Genomic DNA, 26,063 nt, shown 5'->3' on the forward strand with positions numbered 1-26,063 from the left:
TGCCGTACCGGCAAGGAAGTTTGCCGGTAAACGGTATAGGTGTGCACCATCGAAAACATCCGATCAGACCCACACCATCAGGAGCTTCGATGACCGAGACCACCCCGACCGCCGAACAGTTCTGGGAAGACTTCTACCGGGAGCGCGACCAGATCTGGACCGGCAACGCCAACGCCACCCTCGTCCGCGAAGCCACCGATCTCACCCCCGGCACCGCGCTCGACCTGGGCTGCGGTGAAGGCGGCGACGCGATCTGGCTGGCCACCCGCGGCTGGCGGGTCACGGCGGTCGACGTGTCGGCCACCGCCATGCAGCGCGGTGCCCAGCACGCGACCGATGCCGGCGTGAGCATCGAATGGCAGCGCCACGACCTGATGGAGACCTTCCCCGAGGGCACCTTCGATCTGGTCTCCGCGCAGTTCCTGCATTCTCCCGTGGAACGCCCCGACGAACGCGCCCGCATCCTGCGCCGAGCGGCCGAGGCCGTGGCACCCGGTGGTTCGCTGATCGTCGGCGGGCACGCGGGCTGGCCGACCTGGGCCGCCGACAATCCGCCGCACGCCGTCCACTTCCCCACCATCGACGAGGTGATCGAGCAGCTCGACCTCGCTCCCGGCCGGTGGCAGGTGGAAACGGCCGATTTCGTCACCACGCCGTCGACCAGCCCCGACGGTGTCGCGGGCGAGCGGTCCGACAGCGTTGTCCGCGTGCGCCGTCTCGCCTAGCTTCGCCGCCTCGCATGGCTGTGCTGCCTCGCCTGGATGCGCTGCCTCGCCTAGCTGCGCTACCTCGCCTAGCTGCGCTACCTCGCCTAGCTGCGCTACCTCGCCTAGCTGCGCTATACCTCGCCTAGCTGCGCGGCCTTGCCCAGCTAGCGGAGTAGCCCTGCTAACGGAGTCGAGGGTGCCGCGTGGGTGCCGCCCAGCAGCGGTCGACCACCGAGGCGACGGCCCACAGGGGGTTCAGTGGGCGAGGTTGAGGGCGTTGTGCAGAGTGGCGGCCCACTGGTCGACGATGAGTTTGCGGCGGGCCGAGTCGTCGGTGAGGACGTCGGCGAGGCCGAGACCGCGAGCCAGGTCGAGAGTCGCCTGCACCAGATGGTGCGCCACGGGATCGGAATCGTCGACGCCGAGCGCTTCCACGGCGCGGCGGTGCGAGATGCGACCGAAGCGGGCCTCGAGCGGGACGATGCGTTCGCGCAGGGCCGGGTCGGCGGCCGCGTGCGTCCACACCTGTAGCGCGGCCTTGAAGAACGGTGTCGTGTAGGACTCGATGAGCGCCGAGACCACGGCGCGCGTGCGGCCGATCCCCTGCGCGACCGCGCGCACCGTCTCGGCCTCGGCCTTGGCCTGGTCCATCCGGAACTCGAACATGTACTCGAGTGCGGCCGTGATCAGGTCTTCCCTGGTCGGGAAGTGGTGCTGCGCGGCGCCCCGTGACACTCCCGCCCGCTCGGCGACCACCGACACCGTCGCGGCGGCCCAGCCCATCTCGGCCAGGCAGTCGATGGTCGCCTCGAGCAGCCGCTGCCGGGTGACCCGGCTGCGGTCCTGCTTGGGTTCGTGGGGTGTCGCCATGGGCTTATTGTGCCCAGCTCGGCGGGCGCTTCTGGAAGAAGGCCGTCATACCCTCGATCACCTCCGGGGTGCCGAAAAACCCCGCCGAGCGCTGCGCGAGCTCCTCCACCCGGGCGTCGAAGTCGGCGAGCAGCGTCGCGTTGACGAGCTTCTTCGACTCCGCCAACCCCTGCGGCGACCCCTTGCGCAGCTGCCCACACAGGCGTTTCACCTCGGCCGCCGGGTCGTCTGCCGCGATGGTGACCAGCCCGATCTCCCGCGCCGTCGCCGCGTCGAACTTCTCCCCCGTGAGGAAGTAGCGACTGGCCGACCGCTGGTCCATGCGCGGAACCAGCGTGAGCGAAATCATGAACGGCGCCATCCCGATCCGCACCTCGGTGAGCGCGAAACTACTGCCCGGCCCCGCGACGACGAGATCGCAGGCACCGATGATGCCCATACCGCCGGCCCGCACATTCCCGTCGATCTGCGCGATCACCGGCTTGGGCGAGGTGAGGATCCCGCGCAACACATCGATCATCACCCGGGTCCGCTGGTCAGCCGCCACCGCCGGATCGACGGTACTAGCCTCCTTGAGATCGGCCCCCGCACAGAACGTGTCGCCCGTATGGGTGAGCACGATCCCGCGCACAGCCGCATCCCCCGCCGCCCGGTCGAACCCTTCGAGCAGCTCACGAACCAGCTTCGAGGACAAAGCATTCCGGTTGTGCGGAGAATCGAAGGTCAGCGTGGCAAAACCATCAACGACCTCATAACGCACATAGGGCGCCTCAGCCGATTCACTCATCAAACAACTCCCGTCCAGTCACCACTAAGTCCGCCATGACCGCATTCCCGACCCCGCACGACCCGACCTCGAGGAGGGTCCGCCGCGAAGCGGCGTAGCGGCCCTCCTTCAACACAAAACAATCAGTAGGACCGCGGCAGCCCCAACGAGTGCTGAGCCACGAAGTTCAGGATCATCTCGCGACTGACCGGCGCGATCCGCATGATCCGCGCGGCCTGCAGCATCGCCGACAGCCCGACCTCCTTGGTCAAACCTGAACCACCATGAGTCTGAATCGCCTGATCCAGCGCCTTGATACTGGCCTCGGCGGCCGCGTACTTGGCCATGTTGGCCGCCTCGGCAGCCCCGAACTCGTCACCCGCGTCGTAGAGCGTCGCGGCCTTCTGCATCATCAGCTTGGCCAGTTCCAGCTCGATCTTGATCTGGGCCAGCGGATGCGAAATGCCCTGGTGCGCACCGATCGGCGTCTTCCAGACGGTGCGTTCCTTGGCGTACTCCACCGCACGATCGATGGCGTAACGGCCGAGGCCGATGGCCATGGCCGAGCCCATGATGCGCTCGGGGTTCAGCCCGGCGAACAGCTGCGCCAACGCCGCGTCCTCGGAGCCGACGAGGGCGTCGGCGGGCAGGCGCACATCGTCGAAGAACAGCGTGTACTGGTGATCCGGCTCGATGACGTCCATCTCCTGGACGTTCTTCACCAGACCGGGCGCGTCGACGGGGACGATGAACAGCGCGGGCTTGAGCTTGCCGGTCTTGTGGTCCTCGGTGCGCGAGACCACCAGGATGGCCTCGGCCTGATCGACACCGGAGATGAAGATCTTGCGGCCGTTGAGGATCCATTCGTCACCGTCGCGACGGGCGGTGGTGGTGATCTGGTGCGAGTTGGAACCGGCGTCGGGTTCGGTGATCGCGAAGACCATCTTCGACGAACCGTCGGCGAGCTTGGGCAGCCAGGTCTGCTTCTGCGCGTCGGTGCCGTACTTGGTGATGATGGTGCCGCAGATGGCCGGGGACACCACCATCAGCAGCAGGCCCGCACCTTGCGCCGAGAGCTCCTCCTGCACCAGCGCCAGCTCGTACATGCCCGCGCCACCGCCGCCGTACTCCTCGGGCAGGTTCACGCCGAGGAAGCCGAGCTTGCCCGCTTCGTCCCACAGTTCGCTGAGCGGCTCGTTCTTGCGCGAGAGCGGCAGCACGTAGTCGCGGTAGTTGTACTTGGCCGCCAGCGACGCGACCGCCGCGCGCAGCGCCTTCTGCTCTTCGGTTTCGTGGAAGCTCATGCTGTCTGCTCCTGCTCTTCTTCCTCGACGACGGCGAGGACGGTTCCGACCTCGACCTGCTGGCCGACGGTCACGTTCAACGCACTGAGCACGCCGGTGGCCGGCGCGACGATGGTGTGCTCCATCTTCATGGCTTCCAGCCACAGGATCGGCTGGCCCTGCTGGACGTGATCGCCCTCGGCGGCGCCGAGCCGGATCACGCTGCCCGGCATGGGCGCGAGCAGCGAACCCGCGGCGACCTGCTCGGACGGGTCGGTGAAGCGCGGCAGCCTGCGCACGGCCACCGGGCCGAGCGGCGAGTCGACCGCCACGAGGTCGTCGTAGCGGGCGATGTCGAACTGGCGGCGCACCGGCCCACGCTCACCCGGCACGGCGAGCACGACCCGGTTCGGCGTCGCCGAGATCAGTTCCAGACCGTCGTGGCCCTCGACTGTCACGGCACCGGACCGGTCGAACCGGTAGCGCACCTCGTGTGTGCCGCTGGTACGGCTCTCGTAGGACTTGCGCTGCGGCTCCGACGCCAGGTTGCGCCAGCCGCTGGGCGCCAGCCTGCCGAAACGGTTGGCGGCGTGGTTGGCGGCCGAATCCGCGAGGGCGGCGGCGACGATGGAGAGTGCCTCGTCGGCCTCCGACGCCAGCGGCGCGGACAGCGCAGCCAAATCGTGGGTGGCGAAGAAGGCGGTGTCGGTGTCACCGGCGAGGAACGCGGGGTGCCGCAGCACGCGCACGAGCAGGTCGCGGTTGGTGACCAGACCGTGCAGCTTCGCCCGCTGGAGCGCGGTAGCCAGCAGATGCGCTGCCTCGGCGCGGGTTTCGGCGTAGGAGATGACCTTGGCCAGCATCGAATCGTAGTGCACACCGACGACCGAGCCGTCGACGACACCGGTGTCGAGGCGGACACCCGGCTGCTCGAGCACGGTGAATTCGCCTGCGGTGAAAGGGATCTCGATCTTGTGCACGGGACCGCTCTGCGGCTGCCAGTCGTGGGCGGGATCCTCGGCGTAGAGCCGGACCTCGATCGAATGGCCGCGCTGGGCGGGCTGGGTCGCGGGCAGCGGCAGACCGGAGGCCACCTGCAACTGCAGGCGGACCAGGTCCAGGCCGGTGGTCTGCTCGGTGACCGGATGTTCCACCTGCAGACGGGTGTTCATCTCCAGGAAGAAGAAGTCACCCTTCTCGTCGGCGAGGAACTCGACGGTGCCCGCACCCTCGTAGCCGATCGCCTCGGCGGCCAGCCGGGCCGCCTCGAACAGGCGATCACGCATGCCGTCGATCTTCTCGACCAGCGGCGACGGCGCCTCTTCGACGACCTTCTGATGACGACGCTGGATGGAGCATTCACGCTCGCCGACGGCCCAGGTCTTGCCGAAAGTATCGGACATGACCTGGACTTCGATGTGACGGCCGGTCTCCAGGTAGCGCTCGCAGAACACCGTCGGATCACCGAACGCGGATTCTGCCTCGCGCTGGGCCGCGGCGATCTGGTCTCGCAGATCGCCCAGCTCACGCACCACGCGCATACCGCGACCACCACCACCGGCGGAGGCCTTGATGAGCACCGGCAGGTGCGCCTCGGTGACCTCGGCGGGATCGAGCTCGGCGAGGACGGGGACACCGGCGGCGTCCATCATCTTCTTCGACTCGACCTTCGAGCCCATCTGCTCGATGGCCGCGACCGGCGGACCGATCCACACCAGGCCCGCGTCGAGCACCGAGCGCGCGAATTCGGCGTTCTCGGAGAGGAATCCGTAGCCGGGATGGATCGCGTCGGCGCCTGCCGACAGTGCCGCCTCGATGATCAGCTCACCGCGCAGGTAGGTCTCGGCCGGGGTGTTGCCGGGCAGCCGGACAGCGGCGTCGGCCTCGGACACGTGCGGCGCCGCGGCATCCGCGTCGGAGTACACCGCGGTGGTAGCGATACCCATCCGACGGCAGGTGGCGAACACGCGGCGCGCGATCTCACCACGATTGGCGACAAGAACATTCGTAAGCCCGCCCGTCACCCGGCCGCCGCCCCTCACGGAATCGCTTCGCGATGCTGAAGTCATTTGTCGCGCCTCACATTCGGAAGACGCCGAAGCCCTCGGCGCCCTTGATCGGTGCCGTGTGGATGGCCGACAGAGCCATCCCCAGCACGGTGCGGGTGTCACGGGGGTCGATGATGCCGTCGTCGAAGAGCCTGCCCGACAGGAACATCGGCATCGCCTCGGCCTCGATCTGCGCCTCGACCATGGCGGCGAGACCGGCGGCGGCCTCCTCGTCGAACGGCAGGCCCTTGGCCTCGGCCGCGCCACGCTGCACGATGGTGAGCACGCCGCCCAGCTGGGCGCCGCCCATCACGGCCGACTTCGCGCTCGGCCAGGCGAACAGGAAGCGCGGGTTGAACGCGCGGCCGCACATGCCGTAGTGCCCGGCGCCATAGGACGCGCCGATCAGCAACGAGATGTGCGGGACCTTCGAGTTGGCCACCGCGTTGATCATCATCGCGCCGTGCTTGATGATGCCGCCGTGCTCGTAGTCCTTGCCGACCATGTAACCGGTGGTGTTGTGCAGGAACAGCAGTGGCGTGTTCTTCTTGTTCGCCAGCTGGATGAACTGGGTGGCCTTCTGCGACTCCTCGGAGAACAGCACGCCGCGCGCGTTGGCCAGGATGCCGATCGGGAAGCCGTTGATCTCGGCCCAGCCGGTGACCAGGCTGGAGCCGTAGAGCGGCTTGAACTCGTCGAAGTCGGAACCGTCGACGACGCGGGCGATCACCTCGCGCGGATCGAACGGGATCTTCAGGTCCGAGGGCACGATGCCGAGCAGTTCCTCGGGATCGTAGAGCGGCGAGATGACCTCGGCGCGCGGCTCGGGGCCCTGCTTCTTCCAGTTCAGCCTGCGCACGATGCCGCGGCCGATGCGGATGGCGTCCTGCTCGTCGGCGGCCATGTAGTCGGCCAGACCCGAAGTGCGGGCGTGCATCTCGGCGCCGCCGAGGGTCTCGTCGTCGGAGTCCTCACCGGTGGCCATCTTCACCAGCGGCGGCCCGGCCAGGAAGACCTTCGCGCCCTCCTTGACCATCACCACGTAGTCGGACATGCCGGGGATGTAGGCGCCGCCCGCGGTCGAGTTGCCGAACACCAGGGAGATGGTGGGGATTCCGGCCGCCGAGGCCTGGGTGAGGTCGCGGAACATCGCGCCACCCGGGATGAAGACTTCCTTCTGCGTCGGCAGGTCGGCGCCGCCGGATTCGACCAGCGAGATCACCGGCAGGCGGTTCTCCCGCACGATGTCGTTGATGCGCAACGTCTTCCGCAACGTCCACGGGTTCGACGTGCCGCCGCGCACGGTCGGATCGGGCGCGACGATCATGCACTCGACGCCCTCCACGATGCCGATCCCGGCGATCGTCGACGCGCCGACGTGGAAGTCACTACCCCAGGCCGCGAGCGGGCACAGCTCCAGGAACGGCGAGTCCTCGTCGAGCAGCAGTTCGATGCGCTCGCGGGCGGTGAGCTTGCCGCGCTTGTGATGACGGGCCACCTTCTCGGGGCCGCCACCGGCGATGGCCTTGGCGAACTCGGCCTCGACCTCGGTGAGCTTGGTCGCCATCGCCTCCGCGGCCGCGGTGTACTCGGGCGAGGCGGTGTCGAGGGTGGAACGGAAGGTCGTCACGACTGGTACCCCAATACTTTCGACGCCAGCATGGTCAGGATCTCGTTGGTGCCGCCACCGATGCCGATGATGCGGATGTCGCGGTAGATGCGCTCCACCTCGGACTCGCGCATGTAGCCCATGCCGCCGTGCAGCTGGACGGCCTGGTTGGCGACCCATTCCACGGTTTCGACGGCGGTGTTCTTGGCGAAGCAGACCTCCGCGATGAGGCCCTGCTCCCCGTTCTCCACCCGCTCCACCAGCGAGCGGGTGTACACGCGGGCGATGTCGACGCGGCGGGCCATCTCGGTGAGCGTCATCTGCACCGACTGGCGGCTGATCAGCGGGCGGCCGAAGGTCTCCCGGTTACGGCACCACTCGAGGGTGAGGTCGAGGGCGCGCTGGGCCATCGAGTACGCCTGCACGGCCAAGCCGACCCGCTCGCTCACGAACGCGCTCGCGATCTGCGCGAATCCGGAGTTCTCCGCGCCGACCAGGTTGGTCGCGGGCACCCGCACATCGGTGAACGACAGCTCACCGGTGTCCGAGGCCAGCCAGCCCATCTTCTCCAGCTTGCGGGTGACCTCGAAGCCCGGCGTGTCGGTGGGCACGATGATCAGCGAGACCCCGGCGGCGCCGGGCCCACCCGTGCGCACAGCGGTGACGATGAAGTCGGCGCGGCAGGCCGAGGTGATGAAGGTCTTGGCGCCGTTGATGATGTAGTCGTCGCCGTCACGTACCGCCGAGGTGGTGAGGTGGCCGACGTCGGAGCCGCCGCCTGGCTCGGTGATGGCCAGCGAGCCGATCAGGTCACCGGCCAGGGTGGGCTTCACCCAGCGGTCGATCTGCTCCTGGTTGCCCGAGCCGATGATGTGCGGCAACGAGATTCCGCAGGTGAACAGCGATGCCCAGGTGCCGCCGGAGGCACCCGCGTAGTGGAACTCCTCGCCGACGATGACACCGTCGATGGGCGAACCGCCCTCGCCACCGGCGAATTCGGGGTATTCGATGCCGAGCAGGCCGAGTTCGCCCGCCTTCTTGTGCAGCTCACGCGGCAGGGCGCCTTCGCGCTCCCAGGAGTCCAGGTCAGGCAGGATCTCGCGCTCGACGAACCCGCGCACGGTGGCGCGCAGCTCTTTTCGTTCCGGCGTGTCCCATACAGATGTCATGCGAGCAGCTCCGTCGGCATGTCGATGTGGCGAGAGCGCAGCCATTCGCCGAGCCCCTTGGCCTGCGGGTCGAAACGCGCCTGGTAGGCGACGCCCTTGCCGAGCAGGCCGGTGATGATGAAGTTGATCGCCCGCAGGTTGGGCAGTACGTGGCGGGTGACGTCGAGTTCGGCTGTCTCGGGCAGCAATTCGCGCAACTTCTCCACGGTGAGGGTGTGCGCGAGCCAGCGCCACTGCTCGTCGGTGCGCACCCAGACGCCGATATTGGCGTCACCGCCCTTGTCGCCGCTGCGGGACAGCGCGATGCTGCCGAGCGGGACACGACGGGTCTCGGTAGGCGGCAGCGGTTCCGGCAGCTCGGGTTCCGGAAGTGGCTCGAGCGCACGGGTTTCCGTCGCAGGTGTGATATCGACGCGGGTGCCGTCGGCGAGGACCGCCACGTGGGGTACTTCGTGCGCGTCGACGTAGCCGGGGGTGAAGACGCCGTAGGGCGAACCGTTGCCGGGCAGGGCGGTGAAAGTGCAACCCGGGTAACTGGCGAGCGCCAATTCGACAGCCACACTGGAGAACCCGCGACCGACCTTGTTCGGATCCGGGTCGCGCACCACGCAGCGGAGGATGGCGCTGGCCTGCTCCTCGGTGTCGGCGTCGGGACGGTCCAGGCGGGCAAGGGTCCAGCTGATCTCGGCCGGCTTCACCGGCAACCACGATTCGAGTTGCCGTTGCGCCAGTTCGGCTTTCGCCTCGATCTCCAACCCGGTGAGGATGAAGGCCATCTCGTTGCGGAAGCCGCCGAGGGTGTTGAGCGAGACCTTGAGCTGCGGCGGCGGCGCCTCACCGGTGACACCGCTGATGAGAACACGGTCCGGGCCCTCCTGGCTCAGGGCGATGCTGTCCAGGCGGGTGGTCACATCGGGTCCGGCGTAGCGCGCGCTCTGGATCTCGTACATGAGCTGCGCTTCGACGGTGTCGACGGTGACCGCGCCACCCGTGCCCGCGTGCTTGGTGATGACACTCGACCCGTCACGGCGGATCTCGGCGATCGGGAAGCCCGGGCGGCCGAGATCACCGAGTTCGGTGAAGAAGGCGAAGTTGCCGCCGGTGGCCTGCGTGCTGCACTCGATCACGTGGCCCGCCACCACGGCACCCGCGAGCGCGTCGTAATCGGTTCGGCCCCAACCGAAATGGGCGGCCGCCGGGCCGACGATCACCGAGGCGTCGGTGACCCGGCCGGTGACGACGATGTCGGCGCCGGAGTTCAGGCACTCCACGATGCCCCAGGCGCCGAGGTAGGCGTTGGCCGTGAGCGGCTGACCGAGGCCGAGCTCGCCCGCCCGGGCCACGAGGTCGTCGCCTTCGACGTGCGCGATCTTGGCATCGAGACCGAGCTCGGCGGCGACCTTGCGCAGCCGCTCGGCCAGCCCGGCCGGATTCAGGCCACCCGCGTTGGTGACGATCTGGACGTTGCGCTCCAGCGCCAGACCGAGACACTCCTCGATCTGCTTGACGAAGGTCTTGGCGTAGCCGAGGCTCGGGTCCTTCATCCGGTCGCGGCCGAGGATCAGCATGGTGAGTTCGGCGAGGTAGTCGCCGGTGAGCACGTCGAGGTCACCGCCCTCGAGCATTTCACGCATTGCGCTGAGCCGGTCACCGTAGAAACCGGAGCAATTACCGATCCGGATGAGGTCCGGGTCAGCGGAGAGTGCACTCATGGCACCCAGGATCACATCGGTCCCGTAAAAAAGCAAGCATGCGTGCTTGTTAACTGCGGGCAATTCACCAGGCAAGATGGTGAACATGTCTGCGGTCCTGCTCTTCGCCCTCGCCGGTTTCCTGCTCGGCGGCGCCTACACCACCTGGAAGAACAATCGCGCGATGTCCATCGCCCTGATCGCCGCGGCCGCCCTCGCCGCCGCAGGCGCGTTCCTCTGGCTCTGACCGCCGTCAGGCCGGGGTTAGTTTGAAGATCTTCACGTCCTCGGGGACGCCGTTGAGGGGGGCTGCCCAGAAGTTGCGGCGGTAGAGCTTGGCGGTGACGCCGAGGTCGGTGAGGGTTTCCGGGCGCAGGGCGGCCATGGTGGTGCTGGAGATCATGGTGTTGCCGTTGCCGCCTGCCTCCATCATGCGGGCGGCGATGTTCACGTCGACGCCGAGCCAGTCGCCACCGATCTCGCGTGGGGAACCGGTGTGCAGACCGACGCGCATGCGCGGTTTGTAGCCCTGTACCTCCACGTCCTCGAGGTTGCGGCGGGCCGCGAGGGCGGCGCGCACCGCGCGGTCGGGTGAGGAGAACACGGCCATCAGGCCGTCGCCCATGCGTTTGACCACCTGGCCGCCGCGCTCGGCGATCGGCGGTTCGATGGCCTTGGCCACTTTGCGCAACAGATCGAGGGTGCGTTCGTCACCCGCGGCGAGCGCCCAGCTGGAGAAGCCGACCAGGTCGGTGAACACGATCGTCACCTCCTCGGTGCCCCGGCCACGCCCCACGCGCTCGAGGGCGGCCTGCCACACCTGCAGCGCGCCGAAACCGATCTCGCGTGCCGCCGTCGGCGCGCCACCGGCGATCCGGTCGGCGACCCTGGCCACCGCCCGCGCCCCACCCGGCCCCGACACCGACAGCGGATCGCCGAACGAGGGGTCACCCGGCAGCTGTTGACGGGCCTTGCGCAACGCGCCGATCACGTCGGCACGGCGGTTGGCGGCCTGCAGTTTCGACGAGATCTGCACGCGACGACGACCGTTGCGGGCACCGGACTCCGCGGAGTCGGCATCGACGATCGGCTCCAACGGGATGAACACCTCGGCGTCAGCGTCACGCTGTCGCGGATCCGGCGCGCCAGAAGGCGTTTCACTCACGGCCTGAGCCTACAGTCCCGCCTCCCCGAAAATTAAGGCCAGACTTGGGTGCGGGGTGAATTGCGTCGGCGGCCAGACGGTGTCGGGGGTTGCGGTAGCCCGTGCCCGGTGAGTTACCCATGTGCTTGCGAGATATGTGGGGATACGCAAAAACCCCCGGCGTCCGGGCAGCGGACGCCGGGGGTTTTCGGGGAGGACCTCCCGACAAGGTCGCCCCCACGCGGCCCGGGCTTGTTGCGAGGGCAGCCCGGGCAGGACCAGGTCAGGCGTCTCGGCGGTTCACTACCACCAGGGCGCCGGCGAAGACGATGACGCAGAACGCCGCGAAGTAGGCCAGGCTGCCCCACACTCCCCAGTGCCAGTTGCCCGAGACCTCCTCGACCGACAGGAAGCGGTTCGCGTTGGCGAAGGGCAGGAACGGGTTGACCGCGCGGCCGAAGCTGCCGAACGCGCCGAGCAGGCTCTCGATGAGCAGCGGCCACAGCACGATCAGCGAGATGGCGGCCGCGGACTGGCGAACCAGCACGCCAACGCCGACTGCGAGCAGCACGCTCAGGAAGGCGTAGATCGGGATGCCGTAGATGGCGCGCCAGTTGCCGTCGAGCACCAGCATCGGGGCATCGTCACCGACGATCGCCTTGGCCACCACGAAGGCCGCCAGCGCGAGCACGCCCGTCAGCACCGCCGCATACACGCCGACCAGACCGGCCTTGGACACGATCACCTTCGACCGGTTGGGCACCGCGAGGAAGCTCGTCCGGATCACTCCGAAGCGGTATTCGCTGGTCACCGTGAGCGCGGCCATGATCATCAGCACCATTACGCCGAAGCCCGTCACGCCCGATGTCGCCAGGCTCGGGGTGAGCATCGGCGGGCCCTCGCCCGGCTCGGTCGCCTGGGAGGTGTCGACGCTGGTGATGACGGCCATCAGAGCCGCGAGGCCGATGCCGAGCAGCACCACCACCGCCGAGCACCACCACGGCGACCGGGTGGAGGTGAGTTTGATTCGTTCCGCAGCGAGCACGCCCATCAGAGCGCACCTCCCATCACCTGATCGATTCCCCCGCCGTGGTATTCCACGGCGCCGCCGGTCATCCGCATGAACGCCTCCTCGAGGGAGGCCTGCTGCGGTGCCAGCTCGTAGAGCGTGACGCCGTTGGTTCCGGCGACCTTGCCGACCTCGTCGCTGGTCACCCCGGTGACGACCAGCGCGGCGTCGCCGTCCTCACGCACGGTCATGCCGTGTGAGGTGAGCAGGCTGCGCAGCTGGTCGAGCTGCGGACTCCGCACGCGCACCGACTGTTCGGACGCGCGTTCGATGAAGTCCTTGGTGGTGGTGTCGGCGATGAGTTTGCCGCGACCGATGACGATCAGATGATCGGCGGTCTGCGCCATCTCCGAGAGCAGGTGGCTCGAGACCAGCACCGTGCGGCCCTCGGCGGCGAGGCGCTGCATGAACCGGCGGATCCACAGGATGCCCTCGGGGTCGAGGCCGTTGACCGGCTCGTCGAACAACAGCACCTTCGGATCACCCAGCAACGCGCCGGCAAGGCCGAGCCGCTGTGACATGCCGAGCGAGAAGCCGCCGGCGTTCTTACCCGCCACCTCGGACAGGCCGACCAGCCGCAGCACCTCCTCGACGCGGTCCTTGGGCAGGTCGTTGGACGCGGCGAGCCACTGCAGGTGCGCGCGCGCCGAGCGGTTGGGATGTACCCATTTGGCGTCGAGCAGCGCACCCACCTGGGTGAGTGGCCGCTCGAGCTCCTGGTACAGCTTGCCGCCGATCAACGCGGTGCCCGCGGTGGGTTTGTCCAACCCGAGGATCATCCGCATCGTCGTCGATTTACCCGCACCGTTGGGTCCCAGGAACCCGGTCACCTGTCCAGGCTGGACGGTGAACGAGAGATCCTGTACCGCGACGGTCTGGCCGAATTTCTTGGTCAGGCCCCTCAGCTCGATCATGCGTCCAGCATGCCCCAGCAAACCCGGCGCGCGCGTCGGCTGGAAGTCGCGAGTCGGGTCATCCTCGAGGATGACCCGAACCCTCAGCGGGCTGGGGAAGAAGCCTGAGCCCAGAAACGCTTCGGGATGCGGCCCGCCTGCCGGGCCAGGTAGCCGCCGCGCACGGCCGCGGCCATCGCCGACGCCATCAGCTCGGGTTCGCGGGCCCGGGTGACGGCGGTGGCGAGCAGGACGGCCGAGCAGCCGAGTTCCATGGCGAGCGCGGCGTCGCTGGCCGTGCCGATGCCCGCGTCGAGGATCACCGGTACGCCCGCGCCCGCCACGATCATCTCGATGTTGTGCGGATTGCCGATGCCGAGACCGGTTCCGATCGGTGAGCCGAGCGGCATCACGGCGGCGCAACCGGCGTCTTCGAGGCGGCGGGCCAGCGTCGGGTCGTCGGTGGTGTAGGGCAGCACGACGAAACCGTCGTCGACCAGCTTCTCGGCGGCGTCGAGCAGTTCGAACGGGTCCGGTAGCAGCGTGCGCTCGTCGGCGACGACCTCGAGCTTCACCCAGTTCGTCTCCAGCGCCTCGCGCGCGAGCTGGGCGGTGAGCACGGCCTCGGCGGCGGTGCGGCAGCCGGCCGTGTTCGGCAGCAGGGTGATGTTTAGGCGTTTCAGCAGGTCGAGCACGCCGGTGCCGCCGACCGCGTCGACGCGGCGCATGGCGACCGTGGTGAGTTCGGTGCCCGAGGCGATCAGGGCCTGCTCGAGCACGGCGAGGTTCTCGGCGCCGCCGGTGCCCATGATGAGCCGCGAACCGAACTCCTTGTCCGCGATCCGCAATGGTGCGAGGTCAGCCACCCTGCACCGCCGTGAGCACCTCGATGGTCCAGCCGCGGCCGACCGGTTCGTCCCAGCGCGACTTCGGGAACACCGCACCGTCGACCGCCAATGCCACACCCTGACAGGGCAATTCGAGCCGGGTGAGCAGTTCGCGGACGCTGAGCGGCTCGGCGAACTCGTGGTCGGCACCGTTGACGGTGACGCCGATCGGGATGGTCATCGGGTTCCTCCTCGAGACAGCACGGATGCTGGAAAACGTTGCGGTGCGGCCAGTTCCGCGACCGGCGTGGTGACACCGTCGAGCAGACCGGGGACGAGGGCCGCGGTGAGCGCGAGGGTGAGCATGCCGTTGCGGCCGTGTCCGGTGGCCGCGAGTACCCGGTCGTCGAGTGGACCGAGCAGCGGCAGGTTGTCGGGGGTGGCGGGGCGGGAACCGGCGGCGGCCTCGGCCAGCTCGTATTCACCGATGCCCGGCAGGATGGCTTCGGCGTCGGCGATCAGGTCACGGACCCCGCCGACGGTGACGGTCGTGTCGTGACCGGCCTCGTATTGTGTTGCGCCGAGGACGATTCCGTCCGCCCTCGGCACCAGGTACACCGGCCTGCCGTGCACCCGCGCACGGATCACCCGGGTCGGCGGTGGGCTCACGCCCGGCCTGCGGCGCAACCGCAGGATCTCCCCCTTCACCGGGCGCACCGGCAGCCCCGGCCACAGCTCGGCGGACCGTGCGCCCGCCGCGAGGACGACCCGATCGTGCGGCAGATCGTCCAGTGCGACAACGGATTCCGCGCGGATCTCGACGCCCGAAGCGGCACAGGCAGCGTGCAGTGCGCGCAGGACGCGACGATTGTCGACGGCCGGTTCCGTCCTGGCGTGCAGGCCCGCGCGGACGGTGCGGGCCAGCGCCGGTTCCAGCGCGCGGACGCCGGAGCGGTCGAGGACAGGGAGATCGTGGCCGAAACCGGCGAGCCAGTCCGCGACGGTGCGCAGGTCCTGAGCGTCGGCGGCGTCGAGGGCGACGGTGAGGGTCTCGTCGGCGACGAAGACGGACTCGCCGGTGATCGCGCGCAGTTGCTCGGCGAAGGACGGCCAGGCGGCCAGGGCCGCGGCGCCGAATTCCAGCACGCGGTCCTCACCGGGCCAGCCTTCCGACAGCGGGGCGAGCATCCCGCCCGCGACGAAGGACGCACCGGTTCCGGGTGCCGGGTCGAACACGGTGACGGTCCAGCCCGCCTCGGTGGCCCGCCATGCGACGGCGAGTCCGACGGCACCGCCGCCGACAACCGCCAGTGTCCGCATCAACGCCTCCGTGTCCAGTTGCGGCTGGCGCCGCAGGTTTCGCCGTGTCCTTCGCCGCGCGGCCCGAGGCCGTGACCGGCGCTGTGGGTTCTCGTACTGTCGCCGCGACGTTGCGGACGGCGCCGCGGGCCGGGCGGCCCAGATCGAGGCGGCCGAGAACCGGGGCCACCGCTGGTCGAATATCGAGGGTTTCGACGACGGGCTCGGCGGGATTGCCGCGAGTCCACCGTGTCGAGGGGTTTCGACGTTCGCGGTTCCACGGTAGCGCGACTACCGTCGTCACTGTGCAGCCCTCCCATCCGAACCGTTCCGTCCCGCCAAGGGAACGCCTCTCCTCGGCCCTGCTGTATCTGTGCACCGACGCACGCCGGGAGAAGGGCGATCTGGCCAGGTTCGTCGATGCCGCGCTGGCCGGTGGTGTCGACATCGTGCAGTTGCGTGACAAAGGGTCGCCGGGCGAGGCCGAGTTCGGGCCGCTCGAGGCGAAGGCCGAACTCGGTGCGCTCGCCGAGATCAAGGCGGCCACCCGGCGGCACGGCGCGCTGCTCGCGGTGAACGATCGCGCCGATATCGCCCTCGCCGCCGGCGCCGACGTGCTCCACCTGGGCCAAGGTGATCTCCCACCCGCCTACGCGCGCCGCATCCTCGGCCCCGATGTGGTGATCGGCCGGTCCACCCACAATCGCAACCAGGCCGGTCTGGCCGCGATCGACGGCCACCTCGACTACTTCTGCACCGGTCCCATCTGGACCACCCCGACCAAACCGGGCAGGCAAGCCGCGGGCGTCGACCTGATCCGCACCACCGCCGAGTCCCACCCCACGCTCCCCTGGTTCGCGATCGGCGGCATCGACACCGAGCGCCTCCCGGAAGTCATCGAAGCCGGAGCCCGGCGCGTGGTCGTCGTCCGCGCGATCACCGAAGCCGCCGACCCCGAAGCCGCCGCCCGGGAACTCAAATCGGCCCTCCTCGCCGCCTCCTGAACCTGGGCGCTTGATCACCACGCTCTGGTGGCGGCATCGGCCGAGAGGCTTCCGCCACCACGACGTGGTGATCAACTGACCAGGTCGCGTTTGCCTGCCGAAGGGAATCGGCTGTTCCCCTGGTAGCGGTTGAACCCAGCTTCGACGTGCCGCAGACGCTCGTGGCGGCGACGGCTCGGGGTTCACGCGTGCGGCCGCCGGTGGGTTCGAGGCGGGGGTTCAGGACAGGAGGTCGGCTCGGGTGACGGTGGGACCGGTGGTCGGGTTGTCGAGAAGGATTTCGGCGCCGGGGCCGGTGACCGTGGTGTGCAGCCAGTAGAAGCCGCGGCCGGACAGGTCGACGGTACGGGGCAGCGCGGGGGCGAGGTCGGGGGTGACATCAATGACGCGCAGGGGGACGGCGCGCAGGCCGACCCAGGCGGCGGCGAAACCGGGGTGCAGCGGGAGGGCGGTGACGTCGTCTTCGGGGACCCAGGCCAGTTCGGTGCTCTCCTGGTTGGGGACGGTCGGCAGCGTGCTCGCCGCGTCGGCGACGACGGTCGTGTAGGTCCAGCCGCTCGGCGCGGTCATGGTGAGGCGTTCGGCGCGCACGCGCACGGCGTCGGCGCTGATTCCGGCCTCTTCCTCGGCTTCGCGGACGGCCGCGTGCCGGGCGGTCTCGTGGGAATCGCGGGCACCGCCGGGCAGCGCCCATGTGCCGCCCTGATGACTCCACGCGGCCCGATGCTGCAGCAGCACCGCCGAGCCGCCACCGGGCAGCGGTGCGCGCAGCAGCAGACCCGCCGCACCGAACTTGCCCCAGTGCCGGACGCCACCCGGGCTGTCCGCCCACCCGTCTCCGTCACCGCGCATCCAATACCCTCTCCCTAGCAGCCGTGCAGCAACCGCCACGGGGGTGTCTGAGGGGCTGCGGCACCGGTACGACCACAATAAACTCCGCACCAGGACGGGTGCGCGGACAGGACGGGGAGGTGAGCGATGGTCGAACCAGGGAACCGCGAGGCGGCGACCGAGGTCGCGGCTGTCCGAACCGGCCCGTCACCGCAGGTGGAAGCAGATAACAGCCCGCAAACCACGACGCGGCGGATGCCCTCGCGCAGGCAGGTGCTCGTCGCCGATCGACCGCCCGCACCCGATGTGAAAGCCCTGCGCGCGCAGTTCCAGCCCGCCCGTCTGCGGGGGTTCGCGCGGTCGACGCCGGGCCGATTGCTCGCCGCCGGACTGGTACTGATGCTGCTCTGCGTAGCCGCGGGCATGGTGACTTCGACGACCGTGAGCGAGCGCAAGCAAGCTTTGGGCGTCCTGCTCGACGACACCGAACCCGATGCGCATTCGGCCAACCACCTCTACACCTCGCTCTCGATCGCCGACGCCGCCGCGGGCCGCGCCTTCATCGCTGGTGGCGTCGAGCCGGAGGAGGTGCGCGACCGCTACACCCAGGCCATCGGTGAGGCGGCCGCCGAGCTGGTCACCCAGGCCGGTCACATCTCCGCCGAGGAGGCGGCCGACCCGGCGGGCACCGACCGGCGCCTGCGCACGGGCATCGCGACCGGCCTGCCCGTGTACACCGGGCTGATCGAGACCGCACGGGCCAACAACCGCAACGGTTTCCCGGTGGGCGCGGCGTATCTGAGCGAGGCCTCGCACCAGATGCAGACCACCCTGCTGCCGATGGCCGAGGAACTCGAAGACCACCGCTTCGACGCGGTGACCGCCGCCCAGCACCGGCATGTGCAGCCGCCGTGGGTCGCGATCGGGCTGCTCGTGCTCACGCTCGCCGCGCTCGTCTACGTGCAGATGGAGCTGGCGCGCCGGTCGCGGCGGGTTTTCAACATGGGCCTGCTGATCGGTACCGCGATGGTGGCGCTCACCCTGCTGTGGACGGTGGCGGCCGGGTCGGTGTCGGCGGTGGCGATGATCCGCTGCCGCGACGAGGGCGCGGTGCCCGCCGCCCGGCTGGCCGAGAGCCGGATCCTGGTGCAGCAGGCCAGGGCCGCCGAAATGGTGAAGCTGGTGCGCCGCGACGCCACCGGCGACTACGACCGCACGTTCGACGCCAATGCCGCCCGGCTCGCCGAACTCCTCGACGGTTACCCGTCCGACGCACCGGCCGCCGACGAGGTGACCGACGCGCGCGCCGCGCTGGCTCGCTGGCAGTCGGCGCATCAGCGGATGAACGACACCCTGCAACGTGGTGATTTCGTCGGCGCCGCCGCCGTGGCGACCGGGCCGAGCGCCGCCGATTCGACCGCCCAGGTCGACGCCCTGGAACGCGCACTCGACGACGCCCGGACAGCCACGCGAGACCGGTTGCGCGACAAGGTGTCCCAGGCCACCGACGTGCTCTCGTTCCTGCCTCCCGGCGCCCTGGTGCTCGGCATCGCCGCCGCCGTCTGCGTGGCGCTCGGGCTCTGGCCCCGGCTGCGGGAGTACCGGTGAGGCGGGGGCGCGCCGTCGCGGCGCTGCTGCTGGTCGCGCTGCTCGGCGGTTGTTCCGACAACAGCACACCGGCACCCGACGAACACACGGTGTATTCCGAACCGCCGTTGCCCGCCAAGGCGATTCCCATCGGCACCGATACCCCGCTGCCGCCACGCACCGGCGCGCAGTGCGGCGATCCGACCGCGAGTCTGCGCCCGAGCACCGCCGACGGACCGACGATCGCGGCCATCCGCGCGCGCGGCAGGCTGGTCGTCGGGCTGGACGCGGGCAGCAATCTGTTCAGCTTCCGCGACCCGGTGACCGGGCGCATCGTCGGCTTCGACGCCGATATCGCCCGCGAGATCGCCCGCGACCTGCTCGGCAACCCGGACCTGATCGAATACCGGAGTCTCGCTTCGGAAGAGCGGGAGAAGGCGCTGCAGGAGCACACTGTCGACCTGGTGGCCAAGACGATGACGATCACCTGTGAACGGCGCGAGCGGGTGGCGTTCTCGACGGTGTATCTGCGCGCCGATCAGCGGGTGCTCGCGATGAAGAATTCCGGGATCACCGGCCTCGCCGACCTGGCGGGCAAGCGCGTGTGCGTGGTGCGCGGGACGACCTCGCTGGACCACATCCGCCGCGATCAGCCCGCCGCGACCATCCTCACGGTCCCGACCTGGGCCGACTGCCTCGTCGTCCTGCAGCAACGCCAGGTCGACGCGGTGAGTACCGACGACGCCATTCTCGCCGGTCTCGCCGCCCAGGACCCCTACACCGAGGTGGTCGGTGCAAGCATCAGCGCCGAGCCCTACGGCATCGGCATCCCCAAGGGCGACGACGACCTGGTCCGCTTCGTCAACGCCACCCTCGACCGCATCCGCACCGACGGCACCTGGACCCGCATCCACCGCCGCTGGCTGTCCACGCTCGGCGAAGCGACGCCACCCGCCCCGAAGTACCAGGACTGATCGCGATGAGTACAACGCCACCGAAAGGCGCACCGGGCCACGGCGACCCGGACGATCAGTCACCCACCGCCGACGCGGCGCCCGAACTCGCCCCACGCCCCGAACCCACCAGCCTCACCCAACGCCCGAAGCCCGGCACCCTCCCCGGCGGCTGGACGCTGCCACCCACCACCGAGGACGACAAAACCAAACCCCTCCCGAAACTCCCTCTCGGCCGACCCCGTCCGCGCCCCACCGGCACGACCCCAGGTCCGCACGCCGCCGCACCCCAGGCGAGTCCGAACATCGCAGCCGACTCGCATCACGAGACGCCGGGAGCTGTTGTCGCACAGCCTGCTTCGACGCATGCAGGTTCCGAAGCAACGCCACCCCACCGACCTACCCCGGAATCGGCAGCGACCGAGTTGAGTCATCGGCCGGTCGAGCGAGAGCCGTCCGAAACTCAGGCCGCCTCTGGGCTTGCGGAGCCGGAATGGCCGGTCACGCAGGCAAGTACACGCCGCACGCCTGCACCGAACCGCCCCGCCGAGCACCCGACAGGCGACGAACCTCTCGCGACTCAGGCGTCGACAAGGTCGCCCATGGGCGACCTTTCGGATACGCAGGCCGCACAGCAAACCGACCAGTTCAGCGCCGCCGAGCTGGGCGCTTATGCGGCTACCCAGGCGGCGGCACGCACTGCCCCGCCTGCCGAGTCCGGGACTGCGGCTGCCACCCAGGCAGCCGAACGCACTGCCCCGCCTGCCGAGTCCGGAGCTGCGGCTGCTACGCAAGCGGCCGAACGCCCTACCGCGGCTGCCCAGTCGGGGGCCGCGGCTGCCACCCAGGCGGCGGAGCGTGCTGCCGCGCCTGCGGAAGCGGAGTCCGGGGCGACGGTGCGGTCGGGGCGGAGTGTGCGGACGGCGCGGTCGCGGCCGACGCGGCGGTTGGGGGCCGGGTTGGTGCCGATTCCGACCGTGACGCCCGCTGATCCACGGGATGCGGTGCTCACCGATCCGGTGGTGTCGGAGGGGCGGCGGTTCTGCTGGCGGTGCGGGGATCCGGTGGGGCGGTCGACGCCTGCGCGGGCCGCGTCGAGTAGTGGCGAATGCCAGACCTGTGGTGCCGCTTACGATTTCCGGCCGTCACTGCACGAGGGCGACATGGTGGCCGGGCAGTACGAGATCCAGGGTTGCCTCGCGCACGGCGGGCTCGGCTGGATCTACCTGGCGATCGACCGCAATGTCAGCGACCGGTGGGTGGTGCTCAAGGGCTTGCTGCACGCGGGCGACGCCGAAGCACAGGCCGTGGCGGTGGCCGAACGGCAGTTCCTGGCCGAGGTGGCGCATCCGAGCATCGTCAAGATCCACAACTTCGTCGAGCACACCGCCGGTGACGGGTCGAGCATCGGCTACATCGTCATGGAGTACGTGGGCGGAAAGTCGTTGCGCGACATCCTCGATGCCCGCCCGCACGGTGAACGGATGCCGGTGGCCGAGGCGATCGCCTATGTGCTCGAGGTGCTGCCCGCGCTCGAACACCTGCATTCGATCGGGCTCACCTACAACGACCTCAAGCCCGACAATGTGATGGTCACCGAGGACCAGGTGAAACTCATCGATCTCGGCGCCGTGGCAACGATCGAAGCCTACGGAAACCTGTACGGCACCAAGGGTTTCCAGGCGCCCGAGATCGCCAGGACCGGTCCGACACCCGCCTCCGACGTGTACACGGTCGGCCGCACTCTCGCCGCCCTCACCCTGCACCTGCCGAGCGAGCACGGCCGCTACCTCGACGGGCTCCCCGAGCCCGCCGCCGAACCCGTGCTCGCCCGCTACGAGTTCTTCCACCGTTTCCTGCTCACCGCGACCGACCCCGATCCGGACCGGCGCTTCCCTTCGGCGCGGGCGATGTCGGCACAGCTGGCGGGGGTTTTGCGCGAGATCCTCGCCCAGGACACCGACACCGAACATCCCCAGCTATCCACAGTGTTCAGTCCACAGCGCACCAGTTTCGGCACCGAGGAACTCATCAGCCAGACCGATGCCTATCTCGACGGCGTCGGCCGCTCACCGCTGATGGACTCGGGCGAAGTGGTCGCGGCCCTGCCGATTCCGCTGATCGACCCCGCCGACCCGGCCGCTCCCCTGCTGGCCGCCACCGCCAATCCCGAGCCCGAGCGCGTCCTGGAAGCGCTGCACGACGCCCGCGAACGCGCCGAGGCCGACCCGGACAACGCACCGGAAACCCTGGCGAACGAACTCCTCTTCGCCGAGGCACGCGCCCGGCTCGAGCTCGGCGAATCGGCCGCCGTGCTGCATCTGCTCGAGCGGGTGCCGAACGATTCCGATTGGCGCACGGACTGGTTCGCCGGTCAGGCGCATCTGCTGGAACTCGACTACGAGGCCGCGTTCGACTCGTTCGAGGCGGTTCTTCGCGTGCTCCCCGGTGAGATCGCCCCCAAGCTGGCACTCGCCGCAACGGCGGAACTCATTCTGCAACACTGGGTTTCCCCGGAACCCGAACAGTGGCGCGCTTTCGCGGAACGCTATTACCACACCGTATGGCGTACCGACCGCGCCGTGGTGAGCGCCGCCTTCGGCCTGGCCAGGCAGCTGGCCGTGGCGGGCCGGGTGGGTGAGGCCGTGCATGCCCTCGACGACGTTCCGGCCGCATCGCGCCACTTCACCACCGCCCAGACGACGGCGATCCTGTTGCTGCTCACCAGCGCTCCCGTCGCCGAGCTGGACGAGCAGGTGCTGCGCCTGGCCGCCTCCCGCGCCCAGGCCGTGCCGCCCGGTGAACACCGCGCCACCCTCATGCGCACCCTGGTACAGGGCACTGCCCTGGCGTGGCTGCAAGCAGGTAATTCACCGAAACGCAAGGACGCCAAGCTCTTCGGGCGCCCCTTCGACGAACGCGACCTGCGCGACGGCACCGAAACCGGCCTGCGCGCCCTGGCCCGCAATGCCGCCGACCGCACCCACCGCTACGCGATGATCGACCTGGCCAACTCGCTACGCGCCAAAACCTGGTTCTGATCTTCAGGCGGTCAAGCTGTGGGCGGCCCGGGCGATGGCGAGTTCTTCGTTGGTGGGGACCACCAAGACCTCGACCGGGGAGAATTCCGGCGAGATGCGGCGGACTCCTGGCGTCCGGGTTTCGTTGCGGCCCGGATCGACCTCGATACCCAGGCCCGACAGCCCGGCGAGGGCGTCCGCGCGCACGTTCGCGGCGTTCTCGCCGACACCCGCGGTGAAGACGATGACATCCACCGAGCCGAGCTCCACCAGGTACGCGCCCAGGTAGCGGCGCAGGCGGTGGATGTAGACGTCATAGGCCAGTTTCGCCGCGGCGTCTCCCTTTTCGACCAGCTCGCCCAGCTCCCGGAAGTCGTTGACCCCCGACAGCCCCTTGAGCCCGGAATCGCGGTTGAGCAGCTGCTCCACCTGCGCGAGATCCAGATCGGCCACGCGCACCAGGTGCGGCACGATGCCGGGATCGAGGTCGCCGGGGCGAGTGCCCATCACCAGGCCCTCGAGCGGGGTCATCCCCATGGTCGTGTCCACCGCGACGCCACCCCGGATCGCCGACGCGGACGCACCGTTGCCCAGGTGGAAGACGATCTGGTTCAGCTCGGTGTAGTCGCGGCCGAGGAACTCGGCGGCCTTCTCCGACACGTACTGATGCGAGGTGCCGTGGAACCCGTACTTGCGAATACCGTGCGCTGCGGCGACTTTCGCGTCGATCGCGTAGGTCTTGGCGGCATCGGGCAGCCCGTGGAAGAACGCGGTGTCGAAAACGGCGACCTGGGGAATGCCGGGCAGCAGCTCCCGTGTCGACTCGATGCCGACGGCATTGGCCGGGTTGTGCAGCGGCGCGAGCTCGGACAGGTCGCGGATGGTGGTGAGCACGTCGTCGGTGACGATCGTGGGTTCCCAGAACACCTCGCCGCCGTGCACCACCCGGTGCCCGACCGCCCCGACACCGACGGTGGTCAGGTCGATGCCGGTCTCCTGGAACATCTCGAAGGCCTGCCGCAGCCCGTCACGATGATCGGCGATCGGCCCCTCGTGCACCAGTTTTCGCCCACCGCACTCGTGCACGATGCGCCCACCGTGCGCCTCACCGATCTTCTCGGCCAGCCCGGAGGCGACCACCTCACCCGAATCCGCGTGCAGCAGCTGGTATTTGATCGACGACGACCCGGAGTTCAGCACCAGGACCAGGTCACTCACTTCGTGTCTCCCTGCGCTTGAATGGCGGTGATCGCCACGGTGTTCACGATGTCGGCCACCAGGGCGCCACGCGACAAATCGTTCACCGGCTTGCGCAGACCCTGCAGCACCGGCCCGATGGCGACGGCACCGGCGCTGCGCTGCACCGCTTTGTAGGTGTTGTTGCCGGTGTTGAGGTCGGGGAAGACGAAAACCGTTGCCTTGCCCGCGACATCGGAGTCGGGCATCTTCGCGCTCGCCACCGCGGGCTCGATCGCCGCGTCGTACTGGATGGGCCCCTCGACCGGCAGTTCCGGAGCGCGCTCACGCACGAATTCGGTTGCGGCACGGACCTTGTCGACATCGGCACCGGTACCCGACGCACCCGTCGAGTAGGACAACATCGCCACCCGTGGCTCGATCCCGAACCGGGCCGCCGTCGCCGCCGAGGACACCGCGATATCGGCCAGCTGCTCGGAGGTGGGGTCGGGCACGACGGCGCAGTCGCCGTACGCGAGCACCCGGTCGGCCAGACACATCAGGAACACACTCGACACGGTGGAGACGCCGGGGGTGGTCTTGATGATCTCGAAGGAGGGCCGGATGGTGTGCGCCGTGGTGTGCGCGGCGCCGGAGACCATGCCGTCGGCGATGCCCTTGTAGACCATCATGGTGCCGAAGTACGAGATGTCGGCCATGGTTTCGCGGGCCCGCTCCAGCGTCATGCCCTTGTGTTTGCGCAATTCGGTGTACTCGGCGGCGAATTCGTCGAGGTAGCCGGAGGTGCGCGGGTCGAGTACCTGGGCGGCGGCGATGTCGACGCCGAGCTCGGCGGCGCGGGAACGCACGGCGGCCTCGTCGCCGAGGATCGTCAGGTCGGCGATCTTGCGCTGCAGCACCCGGCCCGCGGCGCGCAGGATGCGGTCGTCGTCGCCTTCGGGCAGCACGATGCGTTTGCGGTCGGAGCGGGCACGCTCGATCAGGCGGTACTCGAACATCTGCGGGGTGACCACCGTCGAGGACGGCACCTGGATGCGTTCGAGCAGGGCCGACGCGTCGACGCGCTGTTCCATCAGCGCGAGCGCGGTGTCGACCTTGAGCGGGCTGCCCGCCCACATGCGGCCACGGGTGCGGTGCACCGCGCTGGCGGTGTCGTAGGTGCCGAGTTCGGTGGTGAGAATCGGCAGCTTCGGCTGCAGACCCTCCATCAGCCGTGCGATGGCCGGATGCGGGCGGATGCCGCCGTTCATGATGACTCCGGCCAGCGACGGAAAGCCCGCCGCCTCATGGGCATTCATCACACCGAGCAGCACGTCGGAGCGGTCGCCGGGGGCGATAACCACGACGCCGTCGGAGAGCCGTTCGAGGATGTGCTCGGCCGTCATGCCGCCGACCATGATGCGCAGCGCCTCACGCTGCAGCAATTCCGGGTCGCCGCTGTAGATCTCGCCGTCGATGGCCTCGCACAGTTCGCCCATGGTGGGCGCCATCAGCAGCGGCACCTCCGGCAGCCCCCAGGACGGCACGTCGAAATCGGCCAGCGCGGCACAGATCTCGTCCATCCCGTCGGGAGCGCAGCGGTTGGCGATCACCGCGACCAGTTGCGCGTGCTCGCCGGCGAGTTCGCTCGCACAGAGCTCGACGAGCTGCTTCACCTCGGCAGGTGTGCGTTCGGCGCCGCGCACCACGAGCAGCACCGGGGCGCCGAGGTTCACGGCGATGCGGGCGTTGTAGCGCAGTTCGCTCGGGCTGGCCACATCGGTGTAGTCGCTGCCGACGATCACCACCGCGTCGCACGCCTTGGCCACATCGTGGAACCGCATCACGATCTCGCTGATGGCGGCGTCGGGATCGCGGTGCACGTCCTCGTAGCTCACGCCGACGGCCTGCTCGTAGCTGATGTCGGCGGTGCTGTGCTCGAGCAGCAGCTCGAGAATGTAGTCGGGCGCGGTGGCCGAGCGGGTGATCGGCCGGAACACGCCGACCCGCGCCGTCGTGGCGCACAACATCTGCAGGACACCGAGGGCGACCGTTGACTTTCCGGTGTCGCCCTCGGGCGAGGCGATGTACACGGTGGACGGCGCTGGTTCGACCAT

At 69.2% G+C, this 26,063-nt stretch carries 22 protein-coding genes; 6 read left to right on the top strand and 16 right to left on the bottom strand.

The genetic code is table 11. The features are described 5' to 3' along the window. Positions 1-89: 89 nt before the first annotated feature. Positions 90-725 (top strand): class I SAM-dependent methyltransferase, encoded by a 636-nt coding sequence (locus tag ACWEVR_RS09155; protein ID WP_452466457.1) that lies wholly within the window; start codon positions 90-92, stop codon positions 723-725. Between the two features lie 237 nt (positions 726-962). Here ACWEVR_RS09155 and ACWEVR_RS09160 read toward each other — a convergent pair whose 3' ends face one another. The 7 genes from ACWEVR_RS09160 to ACWEVR_RS09190 form a co-directional block, all read right to left on the bottom strand. Beyond that, positions 963-1,577: a TetR/AcrR family transcriptional regulator gene (locus ACWEVR_RS09160; RefSeq protein WP_452466458.1), complete on the bottom strand. Its 615-nt coding sequence runs from the start codon at positions 1,575-1,577 to the stop codon at positions 963-965. A 4-nt stretch (positions 1,578-1,581) separates the two neighbouring features. Then, positions 1,582-2,364 (bottom strand): enoyl-CoA hydratase family protein, encoded by a 783-nt coding sequence (locus ACWEVR_RS09165; protein ID WP_452466459.1) that lies wholly within the window; start codon positions 2,362-2,364, stop codon positions 1,582-1,584. A gap of 122 nt (positions 2,365-2,486) precedes the next feature. Continuing rightward, positions 2,487-3,647 (bottom strand): acyl-CoA dehydrogenase family protein, encoded by a 1,161-nt coding sequence (locus tag ACWEVR_RS09170; RefSeq protein ID WP_452466460.1) that lies wholly within the window; start codon positions 3,645-3,647, stop codon positions 2,487-2,489. Further along, complete coding sequence (locus tag ACWEVR_RS09175) at positions 3,644-5,695, bottom strand: acetyl/propionyl/methylcrotonyl-CoA carboxylase subunit alpha (protein ID WP_452466461.1); 2,052 nt, start codon at positions 5,693-5,695, stop codon at positions 3,644-3,646. Before ACWEVR_RS09175 ends, ACWEVR_RS09170 begins: the two co-directional genes overlap by 4 nt. A 10-nt stretch (positions 5,696-5,705) precedes the next feature. Beyond that, a complete protein-coding gene (locus ACWEVR_RS09180) occupies positions 5,706-7,304 on the bottom strand; it encodes an acyl-CoA carboxylase subunit beta (RefSeq protein ID WP_280219151.1) in 1,599 nt (532 codons plus the stop codon). Then, entirely contained in the window at positions 7,301-8,452 is a 1,152-nt protein-coding gene (locus ACWEVR_RS09185; protein WP_452466462.1) for an acyl-CoA dehydrogenase family protein, read from the bottom strand. Before ACWEVR_RS09185 ends, ACWEVR_RS09180 begins: the two co-directional genes overlap by 4 nt. Then, positions 8,449-10,164 (bottom strand): acyclic terpene utilization AtuA family protein, encoded by a 1,716-nt coding sequence (locus ACWEVR_RS09190; RefSeq protein ID WP_452466463.1) that lies wholly within the window; start codon positions 10,162-10,164, stop codon positions 8,449-8,451. The genes ACWEVR_RS09185 and ACWEVR_RS09190 overlap by 4 nt, the downstream gene beginning before the upstream one ends. A gap of 85 nt (positions 10,165-10,249) precedes the next feature. On the opposite strand from ACWEVR_RS09190, the gene ACWEVR_RS09195 reads away from it, so the two are divergent. Further along, complete coding sequence (locus ACWEVR_RS09195; protein WP_166655701.1) at positions 10,250-10,390, top strand: hypothetical protein; 141 nt, start codon at positions 10,250-10,252, stop codon at positions 10,388-10,390. Positions 10,391-10,396: 6 nt separating this feature from the next. Here the strand turns inward: ACWEVR_RS09195 and ACWEVR_RS09200 are convergent, their stop codons facing one another. From ACWEVR_RS09200 to thiO, 6 genes are all read right to left on the bottom strand, one after another. Beyond that, positions 10,397-11,179, bottom strand: a complete 783-nt coding sequence (locus tag ACWEVR_RS09200; RefSeq protein WP_067485790.1) for an adenylate/guanylate cyclase domain-containing protein — start codon at positions 11,177-11,179, stop codon at positions 10,397-10,399. Between the two features lie 391 nt (positions 11,180-11,570). Further along, positions 11,571-12,338, bottom strand: coding sequence for an ABC transporter permease (locus tag ACWEVR_RS09205; RefSeq protein WP_439264374.1), 768 nt, complete (start codon positions 12,336-12,338; stop codon positions 11,571-11,573). Then, a complete protein-coding gene (locus tag ACWEVR_RS09210) occupies positions 12,338-13,270 on the bottom strand; it encodes an ABC transporter ATP-binding protein (RefSeq protein WP_357150354.1) in 933 nt (310 codons plus the stop codon). The genes ACWEVR_RS09205 and ACWEVR_RS09210 overlap by 1 nt, the downstream gene beginning before the upstream one ends. Positions 13,271-13,353: 83 nt before the next feature. Then, complete coding sequence (gene thiG, locus ACWEVR_RS09215; protein WP_255674298.1) at positions 13,354-14,058, bottom strand: thiazole synthase; 705 nt, start codon at positions 14,056-14,058, stop codon at positions 13,354-13,356. 49 nt (positions 14,059-14,107) lie between these two features. Further along, positions 14,108-14,317 (bottom strand): sulfur carrier protein ThiS, encoded by a 210-nt coding sequence (gene thiS / locus ACWEVR_RS09220; RefSeq protein ID WP_067484462.1) that lies wholly within the window; start codon positions 14,315-14,317, stop codon positions 14,108-14,110. Then, positions 14,314-15,396, bottom strand: coding sequence for a glycine oxidase ThiO (gene thiO / locus ACWEVR_RS09225; protein ID WP_452466464.1), 1,083 nt, complete (start codon positions 15,394-15,396; stop codon positions 14,314-14,316). The genes thiS and thiO overlap by 4 nt, the downstream gene beginning before the upstream one ends. A 284-nt stretch (positions 15,397-15,680) precedes the next feature. Here thiO and thiE point away from each other — a divergent pair, with 284 nt between their 5' ends. Beyond that, a complete protein-coding gene (gene thiE / locus ACWEVR_RS09230; RefSeq protein ID WP_452466465.1) occupies positions 15,681-16,379 on the top strand; it encodes a thiamine phosphate synthase in 699 nt (232 codons plus the stop codon). Between the two features lie 219 nt (positions 16,380-16,598). Here the strand turns inward: thiE and ACWEVR_RS09235 are convergent, their stop codons facing one another. Continuing rightward, on the bottom strand, positions 16,599-17,231 hold the full coding sequence (locus ACWEVR_RS09235) for an NUDIX domain-containing protein (RefSeq protein ID WP_452466466.1): 633 nt from the start codon (positions 17,229-17,231) through the stop codon (positions 16,599-16,601). Positions 17,232-17,357: 126 nt separating this feature from the next. Between ACWEVR_RS09235 and ACWEVR_RS09240 the strand changes: the two genes are divergently transcribed. The 3 genes from ACWEVR_RS09240 to ACWEVR_RS09250 all read left to right on the top strand — a co-directional run bounded on the left by ACWEVR_RS09240 (position 17,358) and on the right by ACWEVR_RS09250 (position 22,791). Then, a complete protein-coding gene (locus ACWEVR_RS09240) occupies positions 17,358-18,818 on the top strand; it encodes a hypothetical protein (protein WP_452466467.1) in 1,461 nt (486 codons plus the stop codon). Next, the gene (locus ACWEVR_RS09245) at positions 18,815-19,771 is read left to right on the top strand and encodes a glutamate ABC transporter substrate-binding protein (protein ID WP_067484447.1); all 957 of its coding nucleotides are present in this window, start codon (positions 18,815-18,817) and stop codon (positions 19,769-19,771) included. The genes ACWEVR_RS09240 and ACWEVR_RS09245 overlap by 4 nt, the downstream gene beginning before the upstream one ends. Before the next feature lie 581 nt (positions 19,772-20,352). Beyond that, on the top strand, positions 20,353-22,791 hold the full coding sequence (locus ACWEVR_RS09250) for a tetratricopeptide repeat protein (RefSeq protein ID WP_452466468.1): 2,439 nt from the start codon (positions 20,353-20,355) through the stop codon (positions 22,789-22,791). Positions 22,792-22,794: 3 nt separating this feature from the next. Here ACWEVR_RS09250 and ACWEVR_RS09255 read toward each other — a convergent pair whose 3' ends face one another. Together ACWEVR_RS09255 and pta are read right to left on the bottom strand one after the other, a co-directional pair. Further along, on the bottom strand, positions 22,795-23,988 hold the full coding sequence (locus tag ACWEVR_RS09255) for an acetate kinase (protein WP_452466469.1): 1,194 nt from the start codon (positions 23,986-23,988) through the stop codon (positions 22,795-22,797). After that, entirely contained in the window at positions 23,985-26,063 is a 2,079-nt protein-coding gene (gene pta / locus ACWEVR_RS09260) for a phosphate acetyltransferase (protein WP_452466470.1), read from the bottom strand. Before pta ends, ACWEVR_RS09255 begins: the two co-directional genes overlap by 4 nt.

It is taken from the genome of Nocardia sp. NPDC003979, assembly GCF_053605015.1.

Excerpts from the sequence above, each read along its gene's own strand:
- ACWEVR_RS09155 (WP_452466457.1), top strand. The coding sequence starts at position 90 with ATGACCGAGACCACCCCGACCGCCGAACAGTTCTGGGAAGACTTCTAC.
- ACWEVR_RS09160 (WP_452466458.1), bottom strand. The coding sequence starts at position 1,577 with ATGGCGACACCCCACGAACCCAAGCAGGACCGCAGCCGGGTCACCCGG.
- ACWEVR_RS09165 (WP_452466459.1), bottom strand. The coding sequence starts at position 2,364 with ATGAGTGAATCGGCTGAGGCGCCCTATGTGCGTTATGAGGTCGTTGAT.
- ACWEVR_RS09170 (WP_452466460.1), bottom strand. The coding sequence starts at position 3,647 with ATGAGCTTCCACGAAACCGAAGAGCAGAAGGCGCTGCGCGCGGCGGTC.
- ACWEVR_RS09175 (WP_452466461.1), bottom strand. The coding sequence starts at position 5,695 with ATGACTTCAGCATCGCGAAGCGATTCCGTGAGGGGCGGCGGCCGGGTG.
- ACWEVR_RS09185 (WP_452466462.1), bottom strand. The coding sequence starts at position 8,452 with ATGACATCTGTATGGGACACGCCGGAACGAAAAGAGCTGCGCGCCACC.
- ACWEVR_RS09190 (WP_452466463.1), bottom strand. The coding sequence starts at position 10,164 with ATGAGTGCACTCTCCGCTGACCCGGACCTCATCCGGATCGGTAATTGC.
- ACWEVR_RS09195 (WP_166655701.1), top strand. The coding sequence starts at position 10,250 with ATGTCTGCGGTCCTGCTCTTCGCCCTCGCCGGTTTCCTGCTCGGCGGC.
- ACWEVR_RS09205 (WP_439264374.1), bottom strand. The coding sequence starts at position 12,338 with ATGGGCGTGCTCGCTGCGGAACGAATCAAACTCACCTCCACCCGGTCG.
- ACWEVR_RS09210 (WP_357150354.1), bottom strand. The coding sequence starts at position 13,270 with ATGATCGAGCTGAGGGGCCTGACCAAGAAATTCGGCCAGACCGTCGCG.
- thiG (WP_255674298.1), bottom strand. The coding sequence starts at position 14,058 with ATGGGCACCGGCGGCGCCGAGAACCTCGCCGTGCTCGAGCAGGCCCTG.
- thiS (WP_067484462.1), bottom strand. The coding sequence starts at position 14,317 with ATGACCATCCCGATCGGCGTCACCGTCAACGGTGCCGACCACGAGTTC.
- thiO (WP_452466464.1), bottom strand. The coding sequence starts at position 15,396 with ATGCGGACACTGGCGGTTGTCGGCGGCGGTGCCGTCGGACTCGCCGTC.
- ACWEVR_RS09235 (WP_452466466.1), bottom strand. The coding sequence starts at position 17,231 with ATGCGCGGTGACGGAGACGGGTGGGCGGACAGCCCGGGTGGCGTCCGG.
- ACWEVR_RS09240 (WP_452466467.1), top strand. The coding sequence starts at position 17,358 with ATGGTCGAACCAGGGAACCGCGAGGCGGCGACCGAGGTCGCGGCTGTC.
- ACWEVR_RS09250 (WP_452466468.1), top strand. The coding sequence starts at position 20,353 with ATGGGCGACCTTTCGGATACGCAGGCCGCACAGCAAACCGACCAGTTC.
- pta (WP_452466470.1), bottom strand. The coding sequence starts at position 26,063 with ATGGTCGAACCAGCGCCGTCCACCGTGTACATCGCCTCGCCCGAGGGC.